The following is a 22,748-nucleotide window of genomic DNA, read 5'->3' on the forward strand; positions in this document are numbered from 1 at the left end:
CCACGGTGGGCCCGTGGCACCGTCGGCCTGACGCGCGCCTCCCTCTCGTGAGGTCTCCTCCCGTGCTCAACCCCTCCGCGATGACGGCCCTCGGGCTCGTCGCCGCCCTGGTCTGGCCCTTCGCCAGCACCGCCTCACCTTCCGAGCTGTCCTTCCAGGACGCCCTCGCCCTCGCTCGACGACGCGCGCCCGCGTTGCTGGATGCGGCGGGCCGCGTGGCCGAGGCACAGGGACCCGTCGCCGGCGCATCGCCGTGGCTCCGCGAGAACCCCACCGTCAGCTTCGAGCTGGGGCCGCGCACGCACGACGACCTTCGTGGGACGCAGTTGTCCCTCGGCGTCTCGCAGCCCATCGAGCTCGGCGGCAAGCAGGGCGCGCGTCGGGACTCCGCGCGCGCGGGACTCCAGCGACAGGACGCCGAGCAGAAGGACGCCGAGCGACGCGTGCTCGGTGAAGTGGGCGCGGTCTTCCTGCGCGCCCTGTATGCACGGGAGCTGTCGCGGCTGATGCAGCAGACGGAGGAGGCCGCGAGGAACCTGTCCGACTCCACCGGCAAGCGCTTCGACGCGGGGGACGTGCCCGTCGTCGACGTCAACGTGGCGAAGGTGGCGCTGGCCCGCGCCCGCGCTGGCGTGGTGACGGCCCAGGGAGAAGAACAGGCCCTGCTCAACGAGCTGCGCGCCCTGTTGGGCCTGCCGCTCCAGGACCCGCTCACGGTGCGCGGCGAGCTGCGGGAGCTGGCCTCGCTGCCCGTGGCGGCGCCCTCGGAGACACAGGAGCGTCCGGACGTGGTGGCCCTGGAGTCCGAGCTCACGCAGGCGGAGGCGGACCTGCGGCTGGGCCGCGCCGAGGGCTGGCCCGACGTGAGCGTGGGCGTGCGCTACGAGAAGGAGGTCGACGAGAAGGCGCTCGTCGGAACCCTCAGCGTCCCCCTGCCCGTGTTCTCCCGAGGGCAGGAGGCGAAGGTCACGGGCGATGCGCGCGTGCGCAGGCTGCGCACCGCGCTGGAGTCCGCTCGCCGCGCGCGCGACGTGCAGGTGGAGGCCGCGCGTGTGCGCGATGCCTCGCGTCAGCAGGCGCTGGCCGTGCTGGAGACGGATGCGCTGCCGCTGCTCGACGAGAACGAGTCGCTGGCCCGCCGCTCCTACGAAGCCGGGGAGATGGACCTCGCGGGGTTGCTCCTCGTCCGCCGTGAAACGCTCGAGACGCGCGTGGCGCTGCTCGACAGCCACCTGCAGGCGGCGCTCGCCCGGGTGCAGCTCGCCGTCGAGATGGGAGTCCTTCCATGAAGCGCCTCGCGTTCATCGCGTCCCTGGCCCTCGCGCTCGCGGCCTGCAAGCAGTCCAAGCCCGAGCACGCGGACGAGCACGACCACGAGGAGGGCGCCCAACCCGCGGGGGGCCACGACGAGGGACATGACGAGTCCCACGTCCACATCGCGCCGGAGATGCTCCGCGACCTGCGCGTCACCACCGCCCCCGCGGCGGCGCGGCCCGGCGGAGACAGCGTCAACGCGCTGGGCGAGCTGACCTTCAGCGAGGACGCCTACGCGGAGGTGGCCTCGCCCATCTCCGCGCGCGTGGGCGCGGTGTTCGTCACCACGGGCCAGCACGTGAAGGAGGGCGAGAAGCTGGCGGAGCTGCGCAGCCCCGAGCTGGGCAAGGCGCGCGCCGCGCTCCAGTCCGCCAAGGCCCGGGCCACCGCCACCCGACAGGCTGCCGAGCGCAAGCGCGCGCTCGCCGCCGAGCGCATCGTCGCGCAGAAGGACGTGCAGGCCGCCGAGGTGGAAGCAGCCGGCGCCGAGGCGGAGGTCGCCGCGGCCCGCGCGGAGCTGACGGCGTTGGGCGCCAGCGAGGACACCGCGGGCGTGGCCGGCTTCATCCTGCGCTCGCCCATCCAGGGCACCGTCATCGAGCGCGACGCGCGCATGGGACAGATGGCGGACGCCGAGCACACGCTCTTCCGCATCGGCGACCTGGGCTCGCTGTGGCTCATCGTCCATGCGTTCGAGCGCGACGCCGTGCGCATGCGCCCGGACACCGAGGCGCGCATCACCTTCGCCGCCTTCCCGGGCAAGGAGGTCCTCGCCCGCGTGGGCCACGTGGGCCAGCGCGTGGACGCGGCCAGTCGCACCATCCCCGTGCGGCTGGTGCTCGACAACGCCGAGGGCCTCTTCAAGCCCGGCATGTCCGCCACCGCGTCGATTCCGCTGGGCGGCCCCGACGGCACCATCACCGCCGTGCCCGCGGCCGCGCTCCAGCGACTGGAGAACGGCTGGGTGGTCTTCCTGCCCACCGGCGAGCGCGGCTCGTTCGAGCGGCGTCAGGTGGGCCGAGGCCGCACGCTGGGAGACCACGTGGAGGTGCTCTCCGGCCTGAAGGTCGGCGAGCAGGTGGTGGTGGACGGCGCGTTCCTGCTCAAGGCCGAGGTGGAGAAGTCCGCGGGAGGAGCGGACCATCATGGCCACTGACACCTCCTGGGTGGGCCGCGTGCTGCGCGCGTCGTTCGCGCGGCCCGGGCTCACGGTGATGCTGGCCCTGGCGCTGTCCGCGTTCGGCGCCGTGTCGCTCCATGGCCTGCGTCGCGACGTGTTCCCGGACCTGTCCGCGCCCATCTTCAACGTCATCGTCCAGAACGCCGCCATGGGCGCGGAGGAGCTGGAGACGGCGGTGGCCATCCCGATGGAGGTGGCGCTCGCGGGCCTGCCCGACGTGCGCCGCATCCGCTCCACCTCGCAGCTGGGCGTCACGCAGGTGACGGTGGAGTTCGAGCCGGACGCGGACTACTTCCGCAGCCGCCAGTACGTCGCCGAGCGCGTGGCCCAGGCCCAGGGCGAGCTGCCCACCGGCACCGACGCGCCGCTGGTCTCCAGCCTCACGGGCCGACTCAACGAGGTGTTCGAGTTCACCCTCGAGGCCGAGCCCGGCTCCGCGGACCTGATGGCGCTGCGGGACCTGGCCGAGTTCGAGGTGAAGAACCGCCTGCTCGCCGTGCCGGGCGTCGCGGGCGTGGAGCGACTGGGCGGCTACCTGCGCCAGTTCCAGGTGCTGCTGGACCCCGACCAGATGGTGGCCCGAGGCGTCAGCCTGACCGAGGTGGAGCACGCGCTGGAGGGCGCCAACCTCAACGCCTCCGGAGGCTTCGTGGTGCAGGGGCCCATGGAGTGGACGGTGCGCGCGGTGGGTCGCGCCCAGACGGTGGAGGACCTGAACACCACGGTGGTGGCGCTGCGCGACGGCACGCCCGTGCTGCTCGCGGACGTGGCCGACGTGCGCGAGGGCCCCGCGGTGCGCCGAGGCATCGCCCACCGGCTCAAGGGCGAGGTGGTCAGCTGCCGCGTCATCAAGCAGTTCGGCGCGGACACGCAGGCCGTGGCGAAGGGCGTGCGCGTGGCGCTCGAGGAGCTGAAGCAGTCCATGCCTCCGGGCGTGCAGCTGCGCGTCGTCTATGACCAGTCGGAGCTGGTGGACTCGGCGCTGGGCGGTGTCAGCCGGGCCATCCTGCTGGGCGCGCTGCTGGTGGTGCTGGTGCTCTTCGTGCTGCTGGGGGACTGGCGCGCCGCGCTCATCGTCACGCTCACCCTGCCCCTGTCGCTGGCGCTCGCGGGCATCCTGCTGAAGGTCGCGGGCATCGGCATCAACACCATGACGCTGGGCGGGCTGGCCATCGCCGTGGGCCTGCTGGTGGACACGGCCATCATCGTCACCGAGAACATCATCCATGACCTGCGCGAGGGACAGGGACAGCGGTCCGTGCGCGAGGAGGCGCTGTCCGCGTCGATGGAGGTGGGGCGCCCCATCGCCTTCGCCACGCTCATCGTCGTGTCCGTCTTCATCCCGCTGTTCGCGATGACAGGCATCGAGGGGCGGATGTACCAGCCGCTCGCCGCCGCCGTAGTGGCGTGCCTCGCCGCGTCGCTGGCGCTGGCGCTCACGCTGGTGCCGGTGGCCTCGTCGCTCCTGCTCAAGCGTCCGCGCGAGGGCACGCCCGAGGACGTGTGGCTCATCCGCAGAATCAAGGCGGTGTACTCGCCGCTGCTCGACGCGTGCATGCGGCGCGCGGGGCTGGTGCGACTGGTGGCGCTGGCCATCACCGTGCCCGCGCTGGGGCTCGCGTTCGCGGTGGGCAGCGACTTCATGCCCCGCCTGGACGAGGGCGCGTTCCTGCTCCAGACGGTGCTCCCCCCGGAGGCCTCCCTGGAGGAGGTGGACCGGCTCAACCACCTGGTGGAGGACGTGCTGCTCGGCTTCCCGGAGGTGGAGGACGTGGTGCGCCGCACCGGCCGCGCCGAGCGCACCGAGGACCCGATGCCGCACACGGTGTCGGACGTGCTCGTCGTGCTCAAGAAGGAGCGAGGCAGGGGCCTGGAGAAGCTGGAGGAGGACCTGCGCGTCGCCGTGAACCGGGTGCCCGGCGTCACCACCCTGTTCACCACGCCGCTGGGCATGCGCATCGACGAGGGCCTGGGCGGCAGCCCCGCGGACCTGTCGGTGCGCGTCTTCGGGCCGGAGCTGGAGACGCTCGCGGCGCTGGGTGAGCGCACGCGCGCCATCCTCGCGAAGGTGGACGGCGTGGAGGACCTGCGCGTGGAGAAGCTCAGCGGCCTGCCCCAGCTTCGCATCACCGTGAATCGCGCCGCCGTGGCGCGCGTGGGCCTGACGCCCGGAGACGTCATCCGCGCGGTGCGCGTGGGCATGGTGGGCGAGGAGTCCTCGCAGGTGTGGAAGGGCCAGCGACGACACGATTTGGTGCTCCGACTGGCGGACCACCGACGCGGTGACTTGCAGGCGCTGCGAAACCTCCTGGTGGACGGGCACGACGGGACGCGCATCCCCTTGAGCCAGTTGGCCACCATCGAGGAGACCTTCGGCGCGGGCAGCGTGCGCCGCGAGGCGGGCAGCCGCAGGCTCGCGGTGGAGGCGAGCGTGTCCGGGCGCGATCTGGGCAGCACCGCGGCCGAGGTGCGCGAGCGACTGGCCGCGGAGCTGAAGCTGCCGACCGGTTACTTCGTCGACGTGGGCGGACGCGTGGAGAGCCAGCAGCGCGCCGCGCAGTCATTGGCCATGGCCATCGCCGTGGCCATCCTCGCGGTGTTCGTGCTGCTGTACCTCGCGCTCGACTCGGTCGCCGAGGCGCTGGTCATCCTCGCCACGCTGCCCGACGCCTTCGTCGGCGGCATCCTCGCGCTGCTCATCGCGGGCGAGACGTGGAACGTCTCCAGCCTCGTGGGCCTCATCGGCCTGTTCGGCATCGCCGTGCAGAACGGCCTGGTGCTCGTCTCACAAACCAAGGACCTGCTCTCACGCGGCAGGTCATTCGATGACGCGGTGCGAGAGGCGAGCCTCGGGCGCGTGCGTCCCAAATTGATGACAGCCGCCACCGCCATCCTCGGTCTGCTGCCACTGTTGGTTTTGCCTCTCCACGGAACTGAGATTGAGCGCCCACTCGCCATCGTCATGGTGGGCGGGCTCGTGACCTCGACGTTGTTCACCTTGTTGGTGTTGCCGACTTTTTACGTGTGGGTGCACGGCGTCAGAGAGAAGGTGCGTCGTCGAGGTGTGGCCGCGCGCAGCCCCACTGTGTCCTGAAGAACACGAGAAGTGCCCCAGGTCTTGGGTCCGCAACTTTCGACCTGGAGCACCGACAATCCCGTGATTCTCACACTTACCAACCTGGGGCCATTCATGAGCTTGCGACTTCCCCCCTCCACGACGACCCGCACCACCACCAAGGCCAAGGCCGCCGCCACGAACACCGTCACGGTGCCTCCCGCGGGACTGAGCAAGGGCGACACGGGCCCCAAGGTGAAGCAGTTGCAGGACGCGCTGGTGAAGCTCGGCTATCTCACGGCGAAGCAGGTGGCCACGGGCCCCGGCACCTTCGGCGCGCAGACTGAAGCCGCGGTGAAGAAGTTCCAGGCCGACAAGAAACTTCCCACGACGGGGTACTACGGCGAGCAGACGCAGGCGGCGCTGAAGAAGGCGCTGTCGGGCACGCCGACGACGCCCACCACGCCGACGACGCCGGGCACGAAGCCCGCGGTCATCAGCGCGCCCTCGCCCAACTCCGACAGCCGCAACGGGACGGACATCGACACCATCGTCCTGCACCACACGGCGTCGAACGACGGCAAGGCCGACCTGTCGTGGATGCGCAACCCGAAGAGCGGCGTGTCCGCGCACTACATGGTCGACCGCGACGGCAAAATCTATCAGCTCGTCGGTGACGACAAGCGCGCGTGGCACGCGGGCAAGAGCGAGCTGCACGGCGTCCCCACGGACGTGAACGCGCGCTCCATCGGCATCGAAATCGTCAACGACGGCAGCGGCAAGACGGCCTTCACGGAGGCGCAGTACAAGGCGCTGACCCAGCTGACGAGCCACCTGAAGGAGAAGTACGACGTGCCGATGAAGAACATCGTCGGCCACGCGGACGTGGCGGTGCCCAAGGGCCGCAAGAACGACCCGGCGCCGAACTTCGACTGGTCGCGGCTGCGCAAGGGCATCTCCTGAGCGTCGTCGTGAAGTGAAGCAGGTGAAGCGCGGGTCGAGTGCCTGACAGGGTGCTCCCCGCGCTTCGTGTTTCCGGCGGACGCGGAGTGCGCGGCTGAACAGCCGGGCCTCGCGGCGCTCATCACACTGTGATGACCCCGGTTACACCAGGGCCGCGCGGCATCGCGTCCTTCCACCTCGAGAGCCTCGTCCCTTCGCACGGTTGGCGCTCGCGCCGACATGGCCTGGGGCTTGCTCAACCGCGCGGCGTCTTCGGCCCGCTTCACCGCGCGCCTCATCGAGGTCATCTCATGCGTTCCTTCCTCAGCGTCGTCGCGAGCCTCGCCACGCTCGCCGCCTGTGCCTCCGAGCCGAAGCGGCTCGCCCCGTCCCTGGACCCGTCGAACCCGGAGGCGCCCGAGTCCCCGGCTGCTCCGCTCTCCAGCGCGCTCGCGGCCGCGCCTCCCGATGCGAAGTCACCGCGCGCTCCGGAGGCCGAGAAGTCGGCGCCGCCGGATGCGGGCACCGCGCTCTACACGTGCCCGATGCACCCGGAGGTCCAGTCGGACAAGCCCGGCGTGTGCCCCCAGTGCAACATGAAGCTGACACCGGCGAAGCCCGCGTCGGGCCATGAGGGACACGGAGAGCACCGGTGAGACGCGCGCTCTTCGCCGCCGTCCTGGTGTTCACGGGCGGCTGTGCCTCCATCCAGAAGGAGAAGGGCCACGCGGAGGTCGCCGCGCTCGTCGAGGAGCGCATCGGCCGCAAGACGCGCTGGAATCAGGGGACACCGGAGGACGCGGAGGTCTCCCGGCACCTGGACACGCTGCTCGCGGGGGAGCTGACCTCGGACCGCGCGGTGGAGGTGGCGCTGCTGAACAACCCCGCGCTCCAGGCGACCTATGAGGACCTGGGGGTCTCCCAGGCGGACATGGTGCAGGCGGGGCTGTTGAGCAACCCGACGTTCGACGGGAGCATCGGCTTTCCGCTCACGAACGACGGCGTGAGCGAGACGGAGTTCTCGCTGGTGCAGGGCTTCGTGGAGCTGTTCACCCTGCCCTTGCGCAAGCGCGTGGCGCAGGAGCAGTTCATCGCGGACACGCTGCGCGTCGCGCACGAGGCGCTCGCCACGGCGGCCGATGCGCGCAAGGTGTTCCGCGAGGTGCAGGCGCGGCAGCAGTTGGTGGAGCTGCGCCGGATGGTGCTCGAGGCCTCGGAGGCCGCCGCCGAGCTGGCGACGCTCCAGCACGCCGCGGGCAACATCACGGACCTGGACCTGGCGACGGAGAAGGCCGCGGCGGAGGAGGCCCGGCTGGAGCTGGCGCGCGAGGAGCTGACGCTGGTGGAGGACCGCGAGCGGCTCAACCGGCTGTTGGGGTTGTGGGGTGGGAGGACAGCGTGGGCCATCGCGGAGAAGCTCCCGGCGCCGCCCGAGGAGGAGGCGACGCTGGAGCGGCTGGAGTCACTCGCCATCCGGCAACGGTTGGACATCGATGCGGCGCGCAAGCAGACGGAGCTGATGTGGAACGCGCTGGAGCTGGCGCGCAGCACGCGCTTCTTCGGCCGGGTGGACGTGGGCGTGCATACACACCGGGACGCGAATGGGCCACGGCTGCTCGGGCCCACGCTCTCGCTGGAGCTGCCCATCTTCGACCAGCGTCAGGCGCTCATCGCGAAGCTCGAGGCGCAGCATCGTCAGAGCGAACGGAGGCAGACGGAGCTGTCCGTCAACGCTCGCTCGGAGGTCCGCGCGGCGAGGGCCCGGCTGCTGACGCTCCGGGGCGTGGCCGAGCGGTATCAGTGCGTGGTGCTGCCACTGCGTGAGCAGGTCGTCGAGCAATCCCAGCTCCAGTACAACGCGATGCAGATTGGCCTGTACGCGCTGCTCGACGCGAAGCAGTCACAGGTCGAGACCTACCGCGCGTACATCGAGACGGTCCGCGATTACTGGCTGGCGCACGCGGAGCTGGAGCAGCTCGTCGGAGGTCGGCTTCCCGGTGGGAGCCACGCGACGCCCGCCAGCCCCGCGCCCACTCAACCTCCTTCCGGGCATGACCACGGAGCCACCCCATGAAGTCCCCTCTTCACGACAACACCCATTCGATGCGAACCACGACCCAGGTCGAGGAGGAGTCGCAAGGTGCTCGGCCAGGAGCGATGAGCCGACGGAGCATGCTGGCGACAGCGGGGGCCTCGCTCGCGGGCGGTGCGCTGCTGCTCCAGGGCGGCGCCGCGCATGCGCAGACCTCGGCACCTCGCGCGAGCCCACCGCCCCGGCGTGACTGGCAGTCCCCTGGCATGCCGAACCGGGACTACCGACCGGTCATCGTGCCCAACGGGACGAAGCTGCCATGGAAGCTGGTCAACGGCGTGAAGGTCTTCCACATGGTGGCCGAGGAGGTCGAGCACGAGCTCGCGCCGGGCCTGAAGGTCCACTGCTGGGGCTACAACGGCCAGGTGCACGGCCCCACCATCGAGGTGGTGGAGGGTGACCGCGTCCGCTTCTACGTCACCAACCGGCTGCCCGCGCCCACGACGGTGCACTGGCACGGCCTGCTGCTGCCCAACGGCATGGACGGCGTCGGAGGGCTCAACCAGAAGTCCATCGCACCGGGCGAGACGTTCCGTTACGAGTTCACCATCCGCCAGTCAGGCACGGGCATGTATCACTCGCACCACGACGAGATGACGCAGATGGCGCTCGGCATGGTGGGGCTGTTCATCATGCACCCGCGTCGCCCGGTGGGTCCGCGCGTGGACAAGGACTTCGCGCTCATGTTGCACGAGTGGCGCGTGGACCCGGGCACCCGGCGTCCGGACCCGAACGAGATGACGGACTTCAACCTGCTCACGTTCAACGCGAAGGCCTTCCCCGGCACGGAGCCGCTGGTGGTGCGACAGGGCGAGCGCGTGCGAATCCGCCTGGGCAACCTGAGCGCGATGGACCACCACCCCATCCACCTGCACGGCTACCACTTCCGAATCACGGAGACGGACGCGGGCCGCATCCCCGAGTCCGCGCAGTGGCCGGAGACCACGGTGCTCGTCCCCGTGGGCAGCACGCGCTCCATCGAGTTCGTCGCGGATGTACCGGGTGACTGGGCGATGCACTGTCACATGACGCACCACCTGATGAACCAGATGGGGCACGACCTGCCGAACCTCATCGGCGTGAATCCCGGGGGACTCGACGCGAAGGTGCGCAAGCTCTTGCCGGGTTACATGACCATGGGGCAGACGGGCATGGGCGACATGGTGGAGATGGGCATGCCCGTGCCCACCAACTCCATCCCCATGAGCGGTGCGCGCGGCAAGCACGACGTCATCACCATGGGCGGCATGTTCACGGTGCTCAAGGTGCGCGAGCGATTGACGGGCGACGCGGACCCGGGCTGGTACGAGAACCCGCCCGGCACGCTGGCGATGGCGGCCAGCCCGGCCGAACTGAGCCAGGATGGCATCGACGTGGACGCACCGCCGAAGGCCGAACCCGCGTCTCCGGGTGGACTCGCTCACGGATGAACGGATGAACTCCGGGGACGAGCGTGAGCACGCGCCCCGCTCGTTTTCGGAGACTTCGACAACGTGAACAGCCAGCAGACTCCGAGAAGCTTCGGAGTCAGGAACCGCGGGTCGAGAGATTCATCGGAGGGGTCGCGGCTCCGCGCCGCTCGGCGGCTCGCGTGGTATGGCCCTCTCATGGCGCGGACACATACCCAGGCGCTCGCATTCGGCGAGACGGAAGACACGCTGTACCTGCTGGTCACCGAGGCGAAGAAGTACCGGGTGGTGGAGCTGCGGCAAGGTGAGCGGACTCGAGACTTCTCCGTGCCCTCGGGGATGTGGCTGATGACGTCGTTCGTGAGTCCCGAACAGGGCCTCACGCTCGTGTTGGCCTCACGGAGCGGGAAGACGCACGTGGTGGTTCCGGGCAAGCGTGGGAAGACGGTGGAGATTCCCACGGTGGGGAACGGCCCCCTCAGCGGGGACTACCGGGGCTACGTGGGAGAACTCGTCACCGTCGCGCAGCGTCCCTGTCTGGCGGGGATGGGGAACCAGTTCTACGCGTGGGACGGGAGCGCGTGGCGCGACGAGCGGGGGAGCCTGCGGATAGGCCGGGAGATACTCACGGGCATCAAGGCCGTGGTGCCGATGGGTATGGCCCCCGCGGTGGCCACCCGGGGCGAGGTCCACGTGCTGGAGTCGGGAGAATGGCGCAGGCTCCCGTTCACCTTCGATGAAGAGGTCAAGGCCCTGGCCTATCGCGAGAGCGACGGCACGCTGTTCGCCGCGGGCAACACGCTCTGGCGTGTCACCGACGGAAAGGACTGTCAGCCCGTTGCGCTCACCACGAAGGCCGCGTGGTGGGACGCGGCGGTCCTCGGCGAGCAGCTCTACCTCTCCGACTTGAAGTCGGTCTTCCGTGTCGAGGGAGACACCGTGGTGGAGGTACTGCCGCCCGGCGCGTCGGTGAACCACAACCACGCGATGCACGTGCGTGGCGGCACGCTCCATGTCGTGCGCGAGGACGGAGTCCATCGCTTCGATGGAGCCCGGTGGACGCTGATTCCCTCACCGGAGCTGGGTGGATAGTCAGCAGCCCTTGCTCAGCCCACGGCCTCTTCATCCGCGTCGTCGTATTCGTACTCGCCGACCTGTCCCCAGCTCCCGTCCTTCTTCTGGCGATAGGTGTACGCAATCGACTTCAGGCCCGTCTTGAAGCGCTGGTTGAGGAGGAAGAGCTTCTGCACGGCGAGCTCGACGTCTTCGTCCGGAGTGACACTCCCCTTCCCCTTGCCCGTGGGCGCAATCTGGATGTGGTAGCGCTCGGCGTCCCCCTCTCCGGGGACCTTCTCGACCGTGAGGAGCGCACCCGTCCATTCATCGGGCAGCAGCGAGAGGACCGCGGCCCCCAGTTCGCGATCAATCGGCAACTGTTCGTCTGAAATCTCCGTGCCCATGCAGCACCCTTACCATTCGGGAAAGAGGACGACCTAGTTCTTGGGATTGGGAATGACTTGTGAATGACCCACGATGGGCTTACCCGAGCCGTCGAACAGTGAGTGAGCGACCTCTGTGGGCCGGCCCGACTTGCCTGAGTACTGCGGCTCGCTGACGAACAGGGTGTTCGGCGTGGTCTTCGCGGTGGCGATGGACTTGTTCTCGAACTTCTTCTTGGCGCTGAGGTTCGACTTGGTGCCGTGCTCCGCGATGACGTTCTCGGGCACGTTCACCAGGTCCTGGTTCGCCACACCGCGCTCGGGCCCCAGGTGCCCTCGATGGTCGATGCCGGATTGGTACCCATCCGGCATGATGTGGCTGACACCCTTCTTCTTGTACTTCTTGGGTGGATCCAACGGGACCTCGCTGAGCAGCGTGCGCCCCTTGTTGTCCACGAAGTACGTCGACTTCCCGCCCTGGGGGTCGGTGTAGACAATCTTCTTCGCCGCCAGGAGCTTCTTCTTTTGATGGATGCGGCTCTTGATGGGCATGGTCAGCAGCGTCTCGACGCGCGTGACGCCCTTGAGGGACTTTGCCCCCTTCTTGCTGGCCTTCGCCTTCTTCGAGTGGACGAGCCCGAGGACATCGAACTGGTCGAGCGGATGGGGCGCATAGGCATACAGGTTGCTGCCACCCCCCGTGCCCAGCGGGTCGCTCTGGAGATAGCGTCCCAGGCGAGGCTCGTAGTAGCGGAAGCGGTTGTAGAAGAGCCCTGTCTCCGCGTCGTGATAGTGCCCCACCATCCGCAGCGAAAAATCCACCGTGGACGCGGGGTCGACCTCCACGTGCCCGTGGGGTTCGATGCGCGTGGCACGCCAGACGGATTGCCCTCGCGTGTCCTCGATGCGGAACGGCGTGCCGTTCGGGGTCGTGAAGAGCGCGTGGACGCGCCCCGTCGAGGGATGCGCCTCCAGGTGCGCGTAGTCCACGAACAGCAGCGGCACCAGCGCGTCGTGGCCCCCATACACATGGATGCGCAGCCGCCCATCGGGAGCGAGCTCCGCCGCCAGTCGCTCGCCGTCCCAGTAGAACCAGGTCTGTCGCGCCCCACGTCCGCATCGGATGCGTCGGCCAATCGCGTCGTAGTCCGCCGTCCACGGTTCTCCGTGGCCATCCTCGACGCGGATGAGCATGTCCGCGCTGTCGTAGGTGTAGCGGACCCGGGAGCCGTCCTCGCGGTGCCGCTCCGCGATGTGATTGCGGCCGTCGTAGACGAAGCGCTCCCCGTTGGCCTCGACCAGCCGGTTGCCCTCCTGGAGCACCACACCCCGAAGCCCCGGCTTCGCCAGCAGGTTGCCCGCGGCGTCCAGGGGGTACAGGTGTCTCCCGCCAGGGCCGTCCTCCTCCACCAGCCGGTGCGCGGCATCCACCGTGTACAGCGTCTCGCCGTCGACGCTGTCGTGCACGGCGATGCAGTCCCCCTCCGCGGTGCGCTCGTAGCGGACCCCGTGGTGCTGGAGGTGCCCGTCGTCGGTCCATCGCCACCGCAGCGTCGCCAGGGGCCAGCCCCGGTCGTCATACCGACGAAGCTCCCGGGTGCCCTGGGCGTGCTCCCGCAACACCCACCCCGCCGAGTGCTTCCAGAGGGTGTGCGCTCCACCGGTCGGGTCGACCACCTGGACGAGCGACCCTCGTTCGTCCACCACGGTGGTGGTGAAGCCCAGCACGTCGGTGCGCCGCTCGCGGCCCCTCACGGAGTGCACGACGCCCAGGCCATCGCGCAGGTCGCTTCGCATGCGGCCCCGCGTGTCGCGCTCGAGCGCCACCGTGTGCGCGTCCGTGGAGGCACGGATGACCTGGTCCTCCAGGTCGAAGGCCAGGAAGTGCGTTCCCCCCGAGGCGAGGGCGCACGTCACCAGGTGCCCCTCCTGCTCGTAGTCCAGCTTCAGCAGCGGCCTGCCGTGCCCGTCCCGCTTCTCCACCAGGCGGTCGCCCACGTCCCAGACGTATTCGTCCCGCACCACCCCGTGCCGCGTCACCCGGACCAGCCGGTCCTTTTCATCCCGCGCGTACTCGCTGATGGTGCCGCCCGCGTCCTCGATACGGACCACCTCCTCCGTGGAGGAGTGGGTGATGTGCAGGGTGTGTCCGAGCGCATCCGTTTCGGACACGACGAGATTCCACCGCCCTATCCCCCACTGGGTGACCGAGCCATCCGCGTCCCGGTGCCACACCAGGTTGCCCCCGGTGTCGTATCTCCACGCCTGGACCCGGCCCGCGGCGTCCACCGCCTGGGTGCAGCGGCCCAGTCGGTCGTACTCGCGCACGGGGACGGGCGCCGCCCCCTTCGAGCCGTGAGCCTCCACCAGCGAGGACAGGACCGTGGACAGCTCCGCCGGAACACGTTCGAGCAGTCCGGGGACGTCCCCGCTCGTCGCATGCGGCAGGTCCTGCGTACCGCTGCCCAGCAGGTGCCCCAGTGGCGTGAGGGGATGCGGGAAGAGTTCGGGGTCCGGAGGAACGGGCTGGACCTCCGCGGGAGGCAGGCGCTGTCCGAAGGGGTCCAACAGCCCCGTGTGTGCGCCCCGCGCGTCGTAGAGCCAGTGCGTGACACGGTCCCCCGAGTCCACCTCGCGCACGATGCAGCCGTCCGCGTCCACCTCGCGCCGCAGCACCCCGCCGTAGGGGTCCACCCGCTCCACCAGGGTGTCGTTCTCGTCGTACCTGAAGCCCCAGACGCCTCCCTGGCGCTCCGTGACACGCGTCTCGCGATGCTCGGCGTCGTACTCGAAGCGGGCCCACCAGAGCCCGTCCTCTCCGGACGTCTCCACGCAGCGGCCCTGGGCGTCGTACTTCCACCAGAAGCGGTAGCCACCGGGGGTGGTCATCTCCGTCCAGCGGTGCGCCTCGTCATGGACCAGCGAATGACGGCCACCCTCGGCATCACACGACGTCACCAGCCGGCCGCGCTTGTCGTATCCATACGAGGCCAGGCATTCGGGGGAGCCCCCTTCACGCAGCCGCAGGAGCGACGTCATCCGGCCCCGGGCGTCGTAGGCGCAGGCGTAGCGTTGACGTCCGCGCGGTGTCCGCTCGATGAGCAGGACGAGCCGCGCGCCCTGATAGCGCAGCTCCAGCTCCGCCTCCGGACTTCGGACGAAGCGCAGGCGCGCCAGCGGTGTCGCGCCCTCCAACTCCAGCTCGAAGCGCGGCGCATCCGCCTCGCACACCTCGAAGCGCCGGGCGTCCAACCTGCGCAGCACCACGCCCTGCTGGAGCGTCTCCACCTCCCCGGGCCCCAAGGGCGTGAAGTCGATGATGCGCCCCTGGCCGTTCTCGTAACGCCAGGCCTGCCGCATCAAGCGCAGCGTGTGCTGGTACTCGTGTCGGAAGCCCCACCCCAGCGGGCCCTGCTCGGCCGCGCGCGCCGTGGTGTAGTGGCGCCGCCAGCGCAGGAGCCCGGGCGGCGGGGACACCGCGTCGGTGAACTCATCGAAGTTGGCCCCGGTGATGACGTCCACCGGATGGCCGCCCGTGCAGTGGACGCCGTTCTGCGCCTTGCGCGTCTTGCGCAGCCCCTTCACCTTGCGCAGCAACGCCCCCAGCAGCGCGAAGCCCGCGCGCATGGCCAGGGCCATCAGGGAGACGGTCGGCGCGCCTCCCACCAACACCGGCTGCGGGATGGACAGCACCACCGTCGTCGGCAACACCAGCGACTTCGTGGACTTCTTCTTCTTGAGCCGGGGGATGGGCGGGATGCCGATGTCCTGGCAGCTCAGGACCGGGAGCCCCAGGTAGCTGAAGGCGTCCCCGTCCACGGACACCGAGGAGCTCCCCATGAAGATCTCCGACTCGTTGGCCGGAGGCTTCACGAACACGCCGCCCAGGGGGATGTGCGGTGGCAGCGCGATGCCGGACGAGCCCGCCTGCGCGCGCGGGAGTCCGCCCACCAGCACCGTGGCGCCCAGGACGGGCACGTAGTCGACAGGGTCGAACACCAGCCCCAGATGCGGATGCGGGATGGGCACCGGGGGCACGGGGCCCGGCGGCTGGATGAGGTGGATATCGATGCCCAGCAGCAGGTCGAAGTGCTTCGCGGCCGGCATCATGACGACGGCCTCCGCGAGTCCGCGGGACGCCACGCCGAGCCCAACAGCCGCGACATCTGCTCCTCGACGACGCTTCGATGCGCGCGGTACTTCCACGTCCGCGTCAGGCGCATCAACCCGTCGCCCAGATAGCCCAACGTGGACGTGCGGCGCGTCTCTTCATCCATCCGGTGCGCCACGGGAAAGGCGCGCACCCCGCATGCCCAGGAGGCGTCATGGTCCCGGGCCAGCTCATGGCCGTAGGCCGCCATGCGCCAGCACTCCAGCAGCATGCGGTCGTCCTTCAGCTCCTCGGCCAGCGGCGCCGTGTCGCGATACAGGTCCGCGCTTCGCGAATAGGTCCGCGCGCAGATGAGCGCGCCCCCCAGGGCCATGCGCACCTTGAGTTGCAAGGGGAGCCCCTGCGCCTCACCGCGTCCATGCGCGGCCAGGGCCTCGGCCTCCGCGGCGCGGTAGCAGACGATGGCCGCCGGGAAGTCCTGCCTCGTCATGTACCCCGTGGCCAGCGCCACGTGGGTCGCGACGACGAGGTGACTCCACTCCTGGGCCTTCGCCACCGCCAGCGCTTCGGTCGCCAGGCTTCGCGCCGCCCCGAGGTCCCGCGCCTCCAGGGACCGGCCCAGCTTCACGTACAGATGCCGGAAGTGGCCTTGTGGCGTGTCCAGGCGCCCGGCCGCCGAGGACACCTCCTCCATCGCCGCGCCCATGTCGAGGCCCGCCACGCACGTCCGGACCCGGCGGGCCTGGGCCCGCGCCACCTCCGCCAGCGTGGGCGCGGATGCGAAGTCGAAGCAGACCAGCCGCACCTGGGCCGCGTGGGCCTGCATCACCGTCCGCTCGACCCACGCCGCCCAGTCCGAGCTCGAAGAGACCGCCTCCGGGAGGAGCACGAGCACGAGGTGGCGGAACAAGGGCTGGTGGTGTTCGTGGAAGGATTGTGCCGCCTGGAGGAAGGTCCGCGCGTCGTCCTGTCCCGACTCGCGGCGGGGTGCCACCCAGGACACATCCACGCCCGCCTCCTCCAGGTCGTGCCGGATGGCGTGGTACTGCGAGGTCATCGCCTCCACGAGCTCCAGGCCATGTCGGGATGGCGAAGCGAAGGGCACCTCCAGTCGCAGGAACAGGTCCGGCGACACGCCGCCGTCGTGCTCCTCGACGACGAAGAAGGTGTCCATGAGCTGCCGCTCGTTCGGCGCGAGGACCCAACGAAGCAGGCGCGCGTCCTCGTCCTCGGCGAACGTCGCCCACTGTGCCTGGAGTCGTTCGACGCGGCGAACGATGGGAGCGCGCAGACTGTCCAGGCTCGTGCTGAGTCCCATCGCCCACCCCGCGCAGGGCCCCGGGCATCCATCCATGGCCCATCAGTCAACCCGCGCGGCCAGACCTTGGCCGACCGCATCGACTCCTGACAAAGCAGGGCCGCCCATCAGGGTCTGAAAGCCCTCACATCCGCGCGGGATTGTCAGACCCCAGACGGCACGTGTCCGGTCCACGGCCAACGAGGCAAGGGTGGACAGGTGGGACCTCGACCCCGCACGAGACCTCGACGCGCTCCCGCATGGCGAGGGAGGGCGACGATTCGGAGTCCTTCACCTCAGCGGACGGCGCCTGGGAGCCACGCGCTTGCCGGGCGCACCTCCATGCCGACGCGAGCCCACAGCTGATGTCGCTCGAGCCTCCTCGCGTCGGGAGGACACGGCGGCCGACAGCAGCCGGCGGAACCGGGGACACTCCAGGTGGCTCGGCGCGGGACAGCTCGCGGCGTGCCTCAAGCCGTCGCGCATGGCGCTCAGTCGCCGGATGGAGCTGTCGAGCTCCTCCGCCTTCTCGACCAGCAGCTTCCGGTCGAGGGCCAGGCGCCCATCCGGCGCGAACATCCGGGCCATCTCCTCCAGCGAGAACCCGGCCTCCCGGCCCAGCGCGATGAGCGCGAGCCGCTCCAGCACGTCCGGACCGAACAGGCGGCGCAGGCCCCGTCTGCCCGTCGAGGAGAGCAGCCCCTTCTCCTCGTAGAAGCGCAGCGTCGAGGCGGGTACGCCCGAGCGCCGCGCCACCTCCGTGATGTCCAGGTCCATCATCTGCTTGACCTCAAGTCGACTTGAACTGGCACTGTGGCGTCTTCAGCACATCTCATCGGTATGAGGAAGGAGACACGCGATGACTGCCCCAACCCCCACCCCTCTCGAGCAGGAGGCGCTCTGGAAGGGCCCCGCGGGACATGCCTGGGTGGACACCCGGGAAGCGCTCGAGCAATTGTTCAAGCCCTTCGAGTCACTGTTCATCGACGCCGTGCGGGCCGCGGGGGCCCACCGGGTGCTCGACGTGGGCTGCGGGACGGGGAGCACGACGCTCGCCGTCGCGCGGCACCTCGGTTCGACGGGACAGTGCGTCGGACTCGACGTCTCCACGCCGATGCTCGCCGTGGCGCGGGAGCAGGCCGAGGCACAGCACGTGGCCGCCCGCTTCATCGAGGCGAACGCGGAGACGCATGCCTTCGAGCCCGCGTCGTTCGACCTGGTGATGTCCCGCTTCGGCGTCATGTTCTTCGACGACCCGGTCCGGGCCTTCACGAACCTCCGACGCGCGGCCACCGGTGACGCGCCTCTGTGTTGCATCGCGTGGAGGAGCCCGGAGGAGAACCCGTTCATGACAACCGCCGAGAAGGCCGCGGCGCCCTTCCTGACGAACATCCCGCCTCGCGTCCCGGACGCACCGGGACAGTTCGCCTTCGCGGACCGCAACCGCGTCCAACACATCCTGGAGCAGAGCGGCTGGACGGACATCACCCTGCGCGCCATCGACGTCCCGTGCACCATGCCCGCGCGGAGCCTGGCGCAGTACGTGACCCGACTCGGTCCCGTGGGCCGGGTGATTCAAGAGCTCGACGAACAGGCACGGGCGCGGCTCATCGACACCCTCCTCGCCGCCTTCAGCCCCTTCGTCCACGGTGACGAAGTGCGACTCACCGCCGCCTGCTGGCGCATCGAGGCCCGCGCTCCGTCCGTCAACACCTAGGACGCGATGAGACAGGCCATCGCGAGATGGAGTGGCCCCTTTGGGCGCGAGGCGTGAGCCCTTGTCTGCTATTCATCCGCCTCGTGACATCTCGCGTCGGCAAATACCATCGCATCCGCCTGCTTGATGACGGCATCGTCGAGGACCATCTGGCCCAGACCTCCGGCCTGTGGGGCTTCAACAAGAAGACGTTGGTGCTCCAGTGCCTCCGGTCGGACATGGCCGAGGCCATGGAGCTCCCGCGGATGTTCCTCGACACGGCGAGGGAGGCCGCCGGGCTCCGGCACCCGCGCGTGGCGCGGGTCTTCGACTTCGGCGAGGCGGACGGCACGTACTTCCTCGCCAGGGAGCACGTCGACGGGCCCAGCCTGCGCCAGGTCATCGGTCGCGCGGCCGCCCGAGGAATGCCCCTCCCAGCGACCCTGTGCGCGCGCATCATCTCGCAAGCCTGCGAGGGGCTCGCCTACATCCACGACTTCATCGACCCCCAGACGCAGCAGCCAGCGGAGCTCCTCCACGCCTGCGTCAGGCCCCACAACATCCTGCTGTCGCGCCAGGGGATGACCCAGGTGGTGGACTTCGGCATCGACTCCTTCCGGGCCCGCTTCACGCCCAAGGGGATGATCCCCATCCTGGGCCCGCACATGTACATGTCTCCCGAAGAGGTCAGGGGGCTGCCGGGAGATCGGCGGATCGATGTCTACTCGCTCGGCGTGGTGCTCTACGAACTGCTGACCCTGCGCAAGCCCTTCGCGCCCGCGTCCGACTGGGATTTGCCGATGACCGTCTTGTCCAAGCCCATGGTGCCCGCGGAGCAGCATCGGCCGGACCTGCCCGTGGCCCTGAGAGACGTCCTCACCCGAGCGCTCGCCAAGGAGCGGGACCAACGCTACCCGGACTGCCGCGAGCTCCAGGCCGACCTCGAGGAGTTCATCCGCTCGGAGGGTGCGCCGGTGACTCCGCGACAGGTGGCCCAGCTCATCCAGCACGTCACGAGCGACGACCCGAACGTTGTCGCTCCAGACGGTCTGGAGACCCAGTCGAGGTCCCGCTCGGGACAAGGCTGACTCCTCGTGGCGGCGTCGGGCCTGTTGCGAGGAGGCGGCGAACGCGGCCCACCGCGCTGGGTTCGTGTCCGACGAGGGAGCCAGGCGTTCACTGCTGCCACCACGGTGGCAACAGGGTGGCGGTACTCCGTGCGTCTCACCTCAACCGGGACGCACACGATGTTCACGCTTTCAATCAACTGGCTCGCTGCCCTCCTCTCGACCGTGGCGCTGCAGGTGCTCGGCGCCGCCTGGTACATGGGGGTCATCCCGAAGCCCTATGCGCTGGCGCTCGCGCGCACCGACCTGGTGGGCCGCAAGCCGGAGCCGCTCTTCATCTGGGGTCCGTCGGTCTGCGGACTCGTGGTGACGCTGACGAACGCGGTCCTGCTGCGCTCGTTCCACATCGACACGATGGCGGACGCGCTCGCCTTCGGCGTCATCAGCGGACTCGGCTATCTCGTCGCCACCGTGTTCAACGTGGCCATCAACCCGAACATGCCCAGGCCACTGTTCTACGGGGCCATCAACGCGCCCTACTTCCTGGTCAGCAACCTCGTGAGCTGCGCTATCCTCACCGCCATGGCGTAGCGCGGAGGACGCATGCGACGCGCGGACCGGCTGTTCGAGATTCTTCAGGTGCTGCGACGGGCCAAGGGTCCGCTGACGGCCAGCGCCATCGCCGAGAGACTCGAGACCAGTCAGCGCACCGTGTACCGGGACCTCGCGGCCCTGATGGCGCGCCGCGTGCCGATTCGGGGAGAAGCAGGGGTCGGCTACGTGCTCGAGCGCGGCTTCGACCTCCCGCCGCTGATGCTGACGCCGAGCGAAATCGAGGCGGTGGTGCTCGGCACCCAGTGGGTCGCGGCCAACGCGGACAAGACGTTGTCGGCGGCGGCGGCGGGCGTGTTGGCGAAGGTCGCCGCCATCGTCCCGGAGCACCTGCGCGAGCTGGTCGACGACCCGGTGGTGGGGACGCCACCGACGAGGCGGAGTCACCCGGACGGAACCGTCGACCTCGGCCGGCTGCGGGAGTGGTCACGCAAGCAACTGAAGCTCCACATCCACTACACCGACGCGGAGGGGCTCACGAGCAAGCGCACGGTGTGGCCCATCCTCGTGGGCTACGTGACGGGCGTCCGCGTGCTCATCGCCTGGTGTGAGCTGCGGCGCGACTTCCGGTACTTCAGGACGGAGCGCTTGCTCAGCGTGGACTTCCTCGACACGCCCTACCCCGAGCGCCGCGCCGCCTTGCGCAGACGCTGGGAGGCCCAGCTGGACCTCGCGAAGTAGAACAAGCCTCTCCCCCACGCATGCCGCCGCACCGTGAACCAGGCCACGGCGCGGTGACATCGAGTGGCTCAGCAGTAGGTCACGCAGAGGTGAGAGGTGCAGACATGCGAATTGCAGAGGTGCGAAACGCAGACCCCACCGGGGCAGTTGGCGTTCGTGCTGCACGTCAGACCCGAGAAGGTTCCCCCGGAGCACGTCTTGCCGCAGTTGGCGTCCATGCTGCAGCTCTGGCCCGCGTTGGGCCCGCTGCCGCACGACCTGCCGCAGTTGGCGTCGGTGTTACAGCCCAGTCCCGCGAAGGAGCCGCCCGAACACGTCTTCCCGCAGCTGGCGTCGATGATACAGCTCTGGCCCGCGAACGTCCCCCCGGAGCAAAGCTTGACACAGGCCTGCGCGGACACCGTGCCATCCGTGTTCGAGGACTCCGCCGAATCACACGCACCCTCCGCGAGCACCTCCTCATGCGTGGACGGCGACTGGGTATCCTCGGACCGCACGGTCTCCGGCGACCCGCACCCAATCAAAGACAGCACCAGCGATGCAGCGAAAATGAATCTCATGAGTCTCCCCAAAGGCTCAGCATTTCACTCCGCGTGACCCTACGGGACGATGCTGTGCCATTGCAAGACGCTTTTCAGGCAGGCAGCTCCAGGGAGTGATGCACAAGCATTGTTGAGGATGGCTCGGTTTGGATTCAGGTCTTCATCTTCAGCCGGGTCTCGTGCACGGCGTCACCCACGGCGCCGGGCTTGCCCTGCTCGGCGGCGCGCAGTAGGCGGAGGATGCCGGGGCCCAGGACGTCAATCTCGGTGGACGCGTACGTCTCCGTGCCGAAGCGCCGGATGGTCTCCGTCTGCGTCTTCAGGATGCGCACGTCCTGGTTGAAGATGTGGAGTGCCACCGGCATGGCCACGGGCAGCACGGCGCGCAGGAGCCAGCGCGGCAGCGGCAGCCGGAACGTCACCACCGCGTACACCATCGTGTCCCACTCCGACACGGGCGTCATCGCCGAGGTGACGATGATGTGGCTCCCCTCGCCGATGCGGTACTCCACCTGGGCAATCGACGGCATCAGGAAGCGGTCGAAGTGCTGCACCACGCCGCCGCCCGGGGCCAGGAGCCGCCCCACGACGCCACTGGGACGCGGCTCGCCGATGTACTCGGCCTCCACCCGGTCCGCGCTGCGCCGCACCACCACGTCGATCTCGTTGCGCTTCTCCTCCGTGCGGAACAAGCCCCCGTGCAGGTACGCCGTGTGCGGCACGTCGAGCGTGTTCTCCAGCGTCGCGTGCAGCGAGCCCGGCGCGCGCAGGATGCGGCGCACCGTGGTGTAGTCCCCCGCCTCCAACAGCGGGAAGCGGTACGGCTCCGTCGTGGGCACCGCGCCCGGCGTCGAGTAGACCCAGATGAACCCATCCTGCTCCCGCGTCGCGTACGACGTCGCGCAGCGGGAGCGGGCCTCCGGCTCACCCATGAACCCGGGGATGGCGCGGCACTGCCCCCCCGTGTCGAACTTCCAACCGTGGTAACCGCACTGGAGCTGCCCCCCCTTCACGCGCCCCAGCGACAGCGGGACGTTGCGGTGCGGGCAGCGGTCCACCAGCGCGCCGGGCTTGCCGCCCTCGCCCCGGAAGAGCACCAGCGGCGTGCCCTGGAGCGTGCGCGCCAGCGGCTTGTCCCCCAGCTCTCGCGATGAACAGAGGATGAACCACGCATTCGGCAGGTTGACGACGGAGACGTGACCGGCGGGCGGGCTCATACGACGCAGTCTAATGGCCCGCACGGCCGGTGCACGTCTTCCCGTGCAGGCCCGCGCCTCCCGTCGGGGGGCGAGCAGTCGCCCTCCCCGGGAG

Annotated in this window: 18 protein-coding genes; 12 read left to right on the forward strand and 6 right to left on the reverse strand. The window is 69.6% G+C overall.

Annotated features, from left to right (window positions below; translation table 11 throughout):
• The first annotated feature begins 62 nt into the window (after window positions 1-62).
• The 8 genes from LXT21_RS07485 (at window position 63) to LXT21_RS07520 (ending at window position 11,084) form a co-directional block, all read left to right on the forward strand.
• Window positions 63-1,289 (forward strand): TolC family protein, encoded by a 1,227-nt coding sequence (locus tag LXT21_RS07485; RefSeq protein WP_254037392.1) that lies wholly within the window; start codon window positions 63-65, stop codon window positions 1,287-1,289.
• On the forward strand, window positions 1,286-2,470 hold the full coding sequence (locus LXT21_RS07490) for an efflux RND transporter periplasmic adaptor subunit (RefSeq protein WP_254037393.1): 1,185 nt from the start codon (window positions 1,286-1,288) through the stop codon (window positions 2,468-2,470). The genes LXT21_RS07485 and LXT21_RS07490 overlap by 4 nt, the downstream gene beginning before the upstream one ends.
• Entirely contained in the window at window positions 2,460-5,588 is a 3,129-nt protein-coding gene (locus LXT21_RS07495) for an efflux RND transporter permease subunit (RefSeq protein ID WP_254037394.1), read from the forward strand. The genes LXT21_RS07490 and LXT21_RS07495 overlap by 11 nt, the downstream gene beginning before the upstream one ends.
• Window positions 5,589-5,684: 96 nt before the next feature.
• Window positions 5,685-6,512: a peptidoglycan recognition protein family protein gene (locus tag LXT21_RS07500; protein WP_254037395.1), complete on the forward strand. Its 828-nt coding sequence runs from the start codon at window positions 5,685-5,687 to the stop codon at window positions 6,510-6,512.
• A 290-nt stretch (window positions 6,513-6,802) separates the two neighbouring features.
• Window positions 6,803-7,147 (forward strand): heavy metal-binding domain-containing protein, encoded by a 345-nt coding sequence (locus LXT21_RS07505; protein ID WP_254037396.1) that lies wholly within the window; start codon window positions 6,803-6,805, stop codon window positions 7,145-7,147.
• On the forward strand, window positions 7,144-8,565 hold the full coding sequence (locus LXT21_RS07510; protein WP_254037397.1) for a TolC family protein: 1,422 nt from the start codon (window positions 7,144-7,146) through the stop codon (window positions 8,563-8,565). The genes LXT21_RS07505 and LXT21_RS07510 overlap by 4 nt, the downstream gene beginning before the upstream one ends.
• A gap of 83 nt (window positions 8,566-8,648) precedes the next feature.
• A complete protein-coding gene (locus LXT21_RS07515) occupies window positions 8,649-10,013 on the forward strand; it encodes a multicopper oxidase domain-containing protein (protein ID WP_254037398.1) in 1,365 nt (454 codons plus the stop codon).
• A gap of 177 nt (window positions 10,014-10,190) precedes the next feature.
• Window positions 10,191-11,084, forward strand: coding sequence for a hypothetical protein (locus LXT21_RS07520; protein ID WP_254037399.1), 894 nt, complete (start codon window positions 10,191-10,193; stop codon window positions 11,082-11,084).
• A 14-nt stretch (window positions 11,085-11,098) separates the two neighbouring features.
• Here LXT21_RS07520 and LXT21_RS07525 read toward each other — a convergent pair whose 3' ends face one another.
• From LXT21_RS07525 to LXT21_RS07545, 4 genes are all read right to left on the reverse strand, one after another.
• A complete protein-coding gene (locus tag LXT21_RS07525; protein ID WP_254037400.1) occupies window positions 11,099-11,452 on the reverse strand; it encodes a hypothetical protein in 354 nt (117 codons plus the stop codon).
• 33 nt (window positions 11,453-11,485) lie between these two features.
• A complete protein-coding gene (locus LXT21_RS45335) occupies window positions 11,486-15,541 on the reverse strand; it encodes an RHS repeat-associated core domain-containing protein (protein WP_323394199.1) in 4,056 nt (1,351 codons plus the stop codon).
• Window positions 15,538-16,860, reverse strand: a complete 1,323-nt coding sequence (locus LXT21_RS07540) for a hypothetical protein (protein ID WP_254037401.1) — start codon at window positions 16,858-16,860, stop codon at window positions 15,538-15,540. Before LXT21_RS07540 ends, LXT21_RS45335 begins: the two co-directional genes overlap by 4 nt.
• A gap of 270 nt (window positions 16,861-17,130) precedes the next feature.
• Window positions 17,131-17,619: a helix-turn-helix domain-containing protein gene (locus tag LXT21_RS07545; RefSeq protein WP_254037402.1), complete on the reverse strand. Its 489-nt coding sequence runs from the start codon at window positions 17,617-17,619 to the stop codon at window positions 17,131-17,133.
• A 79-nt stretch (window positions 17,620-17,698) separates the two neighbouring features.
• On the opposite strand from LXT21_RS07545, the gene LXT21_RS07550 reads away from it, so the two are divergent.
• From LXT21_RS07550 to LXT21_RS07565, 4 genes are all read left to right on the forward strand, one after another.
• Complete coding sequence (locus tag LXT21_RS07550; protein WP_254037403.1) at window positions 17,699-18,556, forward strand: class I SAM-dependent methyltransferase; 858 nt, start codon at window positions 17,699-17,701, stop codon at window positions 18,554-18,556.
• Between the two features lie 83 nt (window positions 18,557-18,639).
• Window positions 18,640-19,623, forward strand: a complete 984-nt coding sequence (locus LXT21_RS07555) for a serine/threonine protein kinase (RefSeq protein WP_254037404.1) — start codon at window positions 18,640-18,642, stop codon at window positions 19,621-19,623.
• 159 nt (window positions 19,624-19,782) lie between these two features.
• The gene (locus LXT21_RS07560; RefSeq protein WP_254037405.1) at window positions 19,783-20,193 is read left to right on the forward strand and encodes a DUF1761 domain-containing protein; all 411 of its coding nucleotides are present in this window, start codon (window positions 19,783-19,785) and stop codon (window positions 20,191-20,193) included.
• A gap of 12 nt (window positions 20,194-20,205) precedes the next feature.
• Window positions 20,206-20,895 carry a helix-turn-helix transcriptional regulator gene (locus tag LXT21_RS07565; RefSeq protein ID WP_254037406.1) on the forward strand — a complete coding sequence of 230 codons (690 nt, stop codon included), beginning with the start codon at window positions 20,206-20,208 and terminating at the stop codon, window positions 20,893-20,895.
• A 68-nt stretch (window positions 20,896-20,963) separates the two neighbouring features.
• On the opposite strand, the gene LXT21_RS07570 is transcribed toward LXT21_RS07565, so the two are convergent.
• Window positions 20,964-21,392 carry a hypothetical protein gene (locus LXT21_RS07570; protein ID WP_254037407.1) on the reverse strand — a complete coding sequence of 143 codons (429 nt, stop codon included), beginning with the start codon at window positions 21,390-21,392 and terminating at the stop codon, window positions 20,964-20,966.
• 197 nt (window positions 21,393-21,589) lie between these two features.
• Window positions 21,590-22,654 carry an aromatic ring-hydroxylating dioxygenase subunit alpha gene (locus LXT21_RS07575; protein WP_254037408.1) on the reverse strand — a complete coding sequence of 355 codons (1,065 nt, stop codon included), beginning with the start codon at window positions 22,652-22,654 and terminating at the stop codon, window positions 21,590-21,592.
• Window positions 22,655-22,748 lie beyond the last annotated feature (94 nt).

The organism is Myxococcus guangdongensis (assembly GCF_024198255.1).
GTDB lineage: Bacteria > Myxococcota > Myxococcia > Myxococcales > Myxococcaceae > Myxococcus > Myxococcus guangdongensis.

Bases quoted from the DNA above. Each gene is read 5' to 3' on its own strand.
- LXT21_RS07490 (WP_254037393.1), top strand. From the start codon at position 1,286: ATGAAGCGCCTCGCGTTCATCGCGTCCCTGGCCCTCGCGCTCGCGGCC.
- LXT21_RS07495 (WP_254037394.1), top strand. From the start codon at position 2,460: ATGGCCACTGACACCTCCTGGGTGGGCCGCGTGCTGCGCGCGTCGTTC.
- LXT21_RS07500 (WP_254037395.1), top strand. From the start codon at position 5,685: ATGAGCTTGCGACTTCCCCCCTCCACGACGACCCGCACCACCACCAAG.
- LXT21_RS07505 (WP_254037396.1), top strand. From the start codon at position 6,803: ATGCGTTCCTTCCTCAGCGTCGTCGCGAGCCTCGCCACGCTCGCCGCC.
- LXT21_RS07515 (WP_254037398.1), top strand. From the start codon at position 8,649: ATGAGCCGACGGAGCATGCTGGCGACAGCGGGGGCCTCGCTCGCGGGC.
- LXT21_RS07520 (WP_254037399.1), top strand. From the start codon at position 10,191: ATGGCGCGGACACATACCCAGGCGCTCGCATTCGGCGAGACGGAAGAC.
- LXT21_RS07525 (WP_254037400.1), bottom strand. From the start codon at position 11,452: ATGGGCACGGAGATTTCAGACGAACAGTTGCCGATTGATCGCGAACTG.
- LXT21_RS45335 (WP_323394199.1), bottom strand. From the start codon at position 15,541: ATGATGCCGGCCGCGAAGCACTTCGACCTGCTGCTGGGCATCGATATC.
- LXT21_RS07540 (WP_254037401.1), bottom strand. From the start codon at position 16,860: ATGGGACTCAGCACGAGCCTGGACAGTCTGCGCGCTCCCATCGTTCGC.
- LXT21_RS07545 (WP_254037402.1), bottom strand. From the start codon at position 17,619: ATGATGGACCTGGACATCACGGAGGTGGCGCGGCGCTCGGGCGTACCC.
- LXT21_RS07550 (WP_254037403.1), top strand. From the start codon at position 17,699: ATGACTGCCCCAACCCCCACCCCTCTCGAGCAGGAGGCGCTCTGGAAG.
- LXT21_RS07560 (WP_254037405.1), top strand. From the start codon at position 19,783: ATGTTCACGCTTTCAATCAACTGGCTCGCTGCCCTCCTCTCGACCGTG.
- LXT21_RS07565 (WP_254037406.1), top strand. From the start codon at position 20,206: ATGCGACGCGCGGACCGGCTGTTCGAGATTCTTCAGGTGCTGCGACGG.
- LXT21_RS07575 (WP_254037408.1), bottom strand. From the start codon at position 22,654: ATGAGCCCGCCCGCCGGTCACGTCTCCGTCGTCAACCTGCCGAATGCG.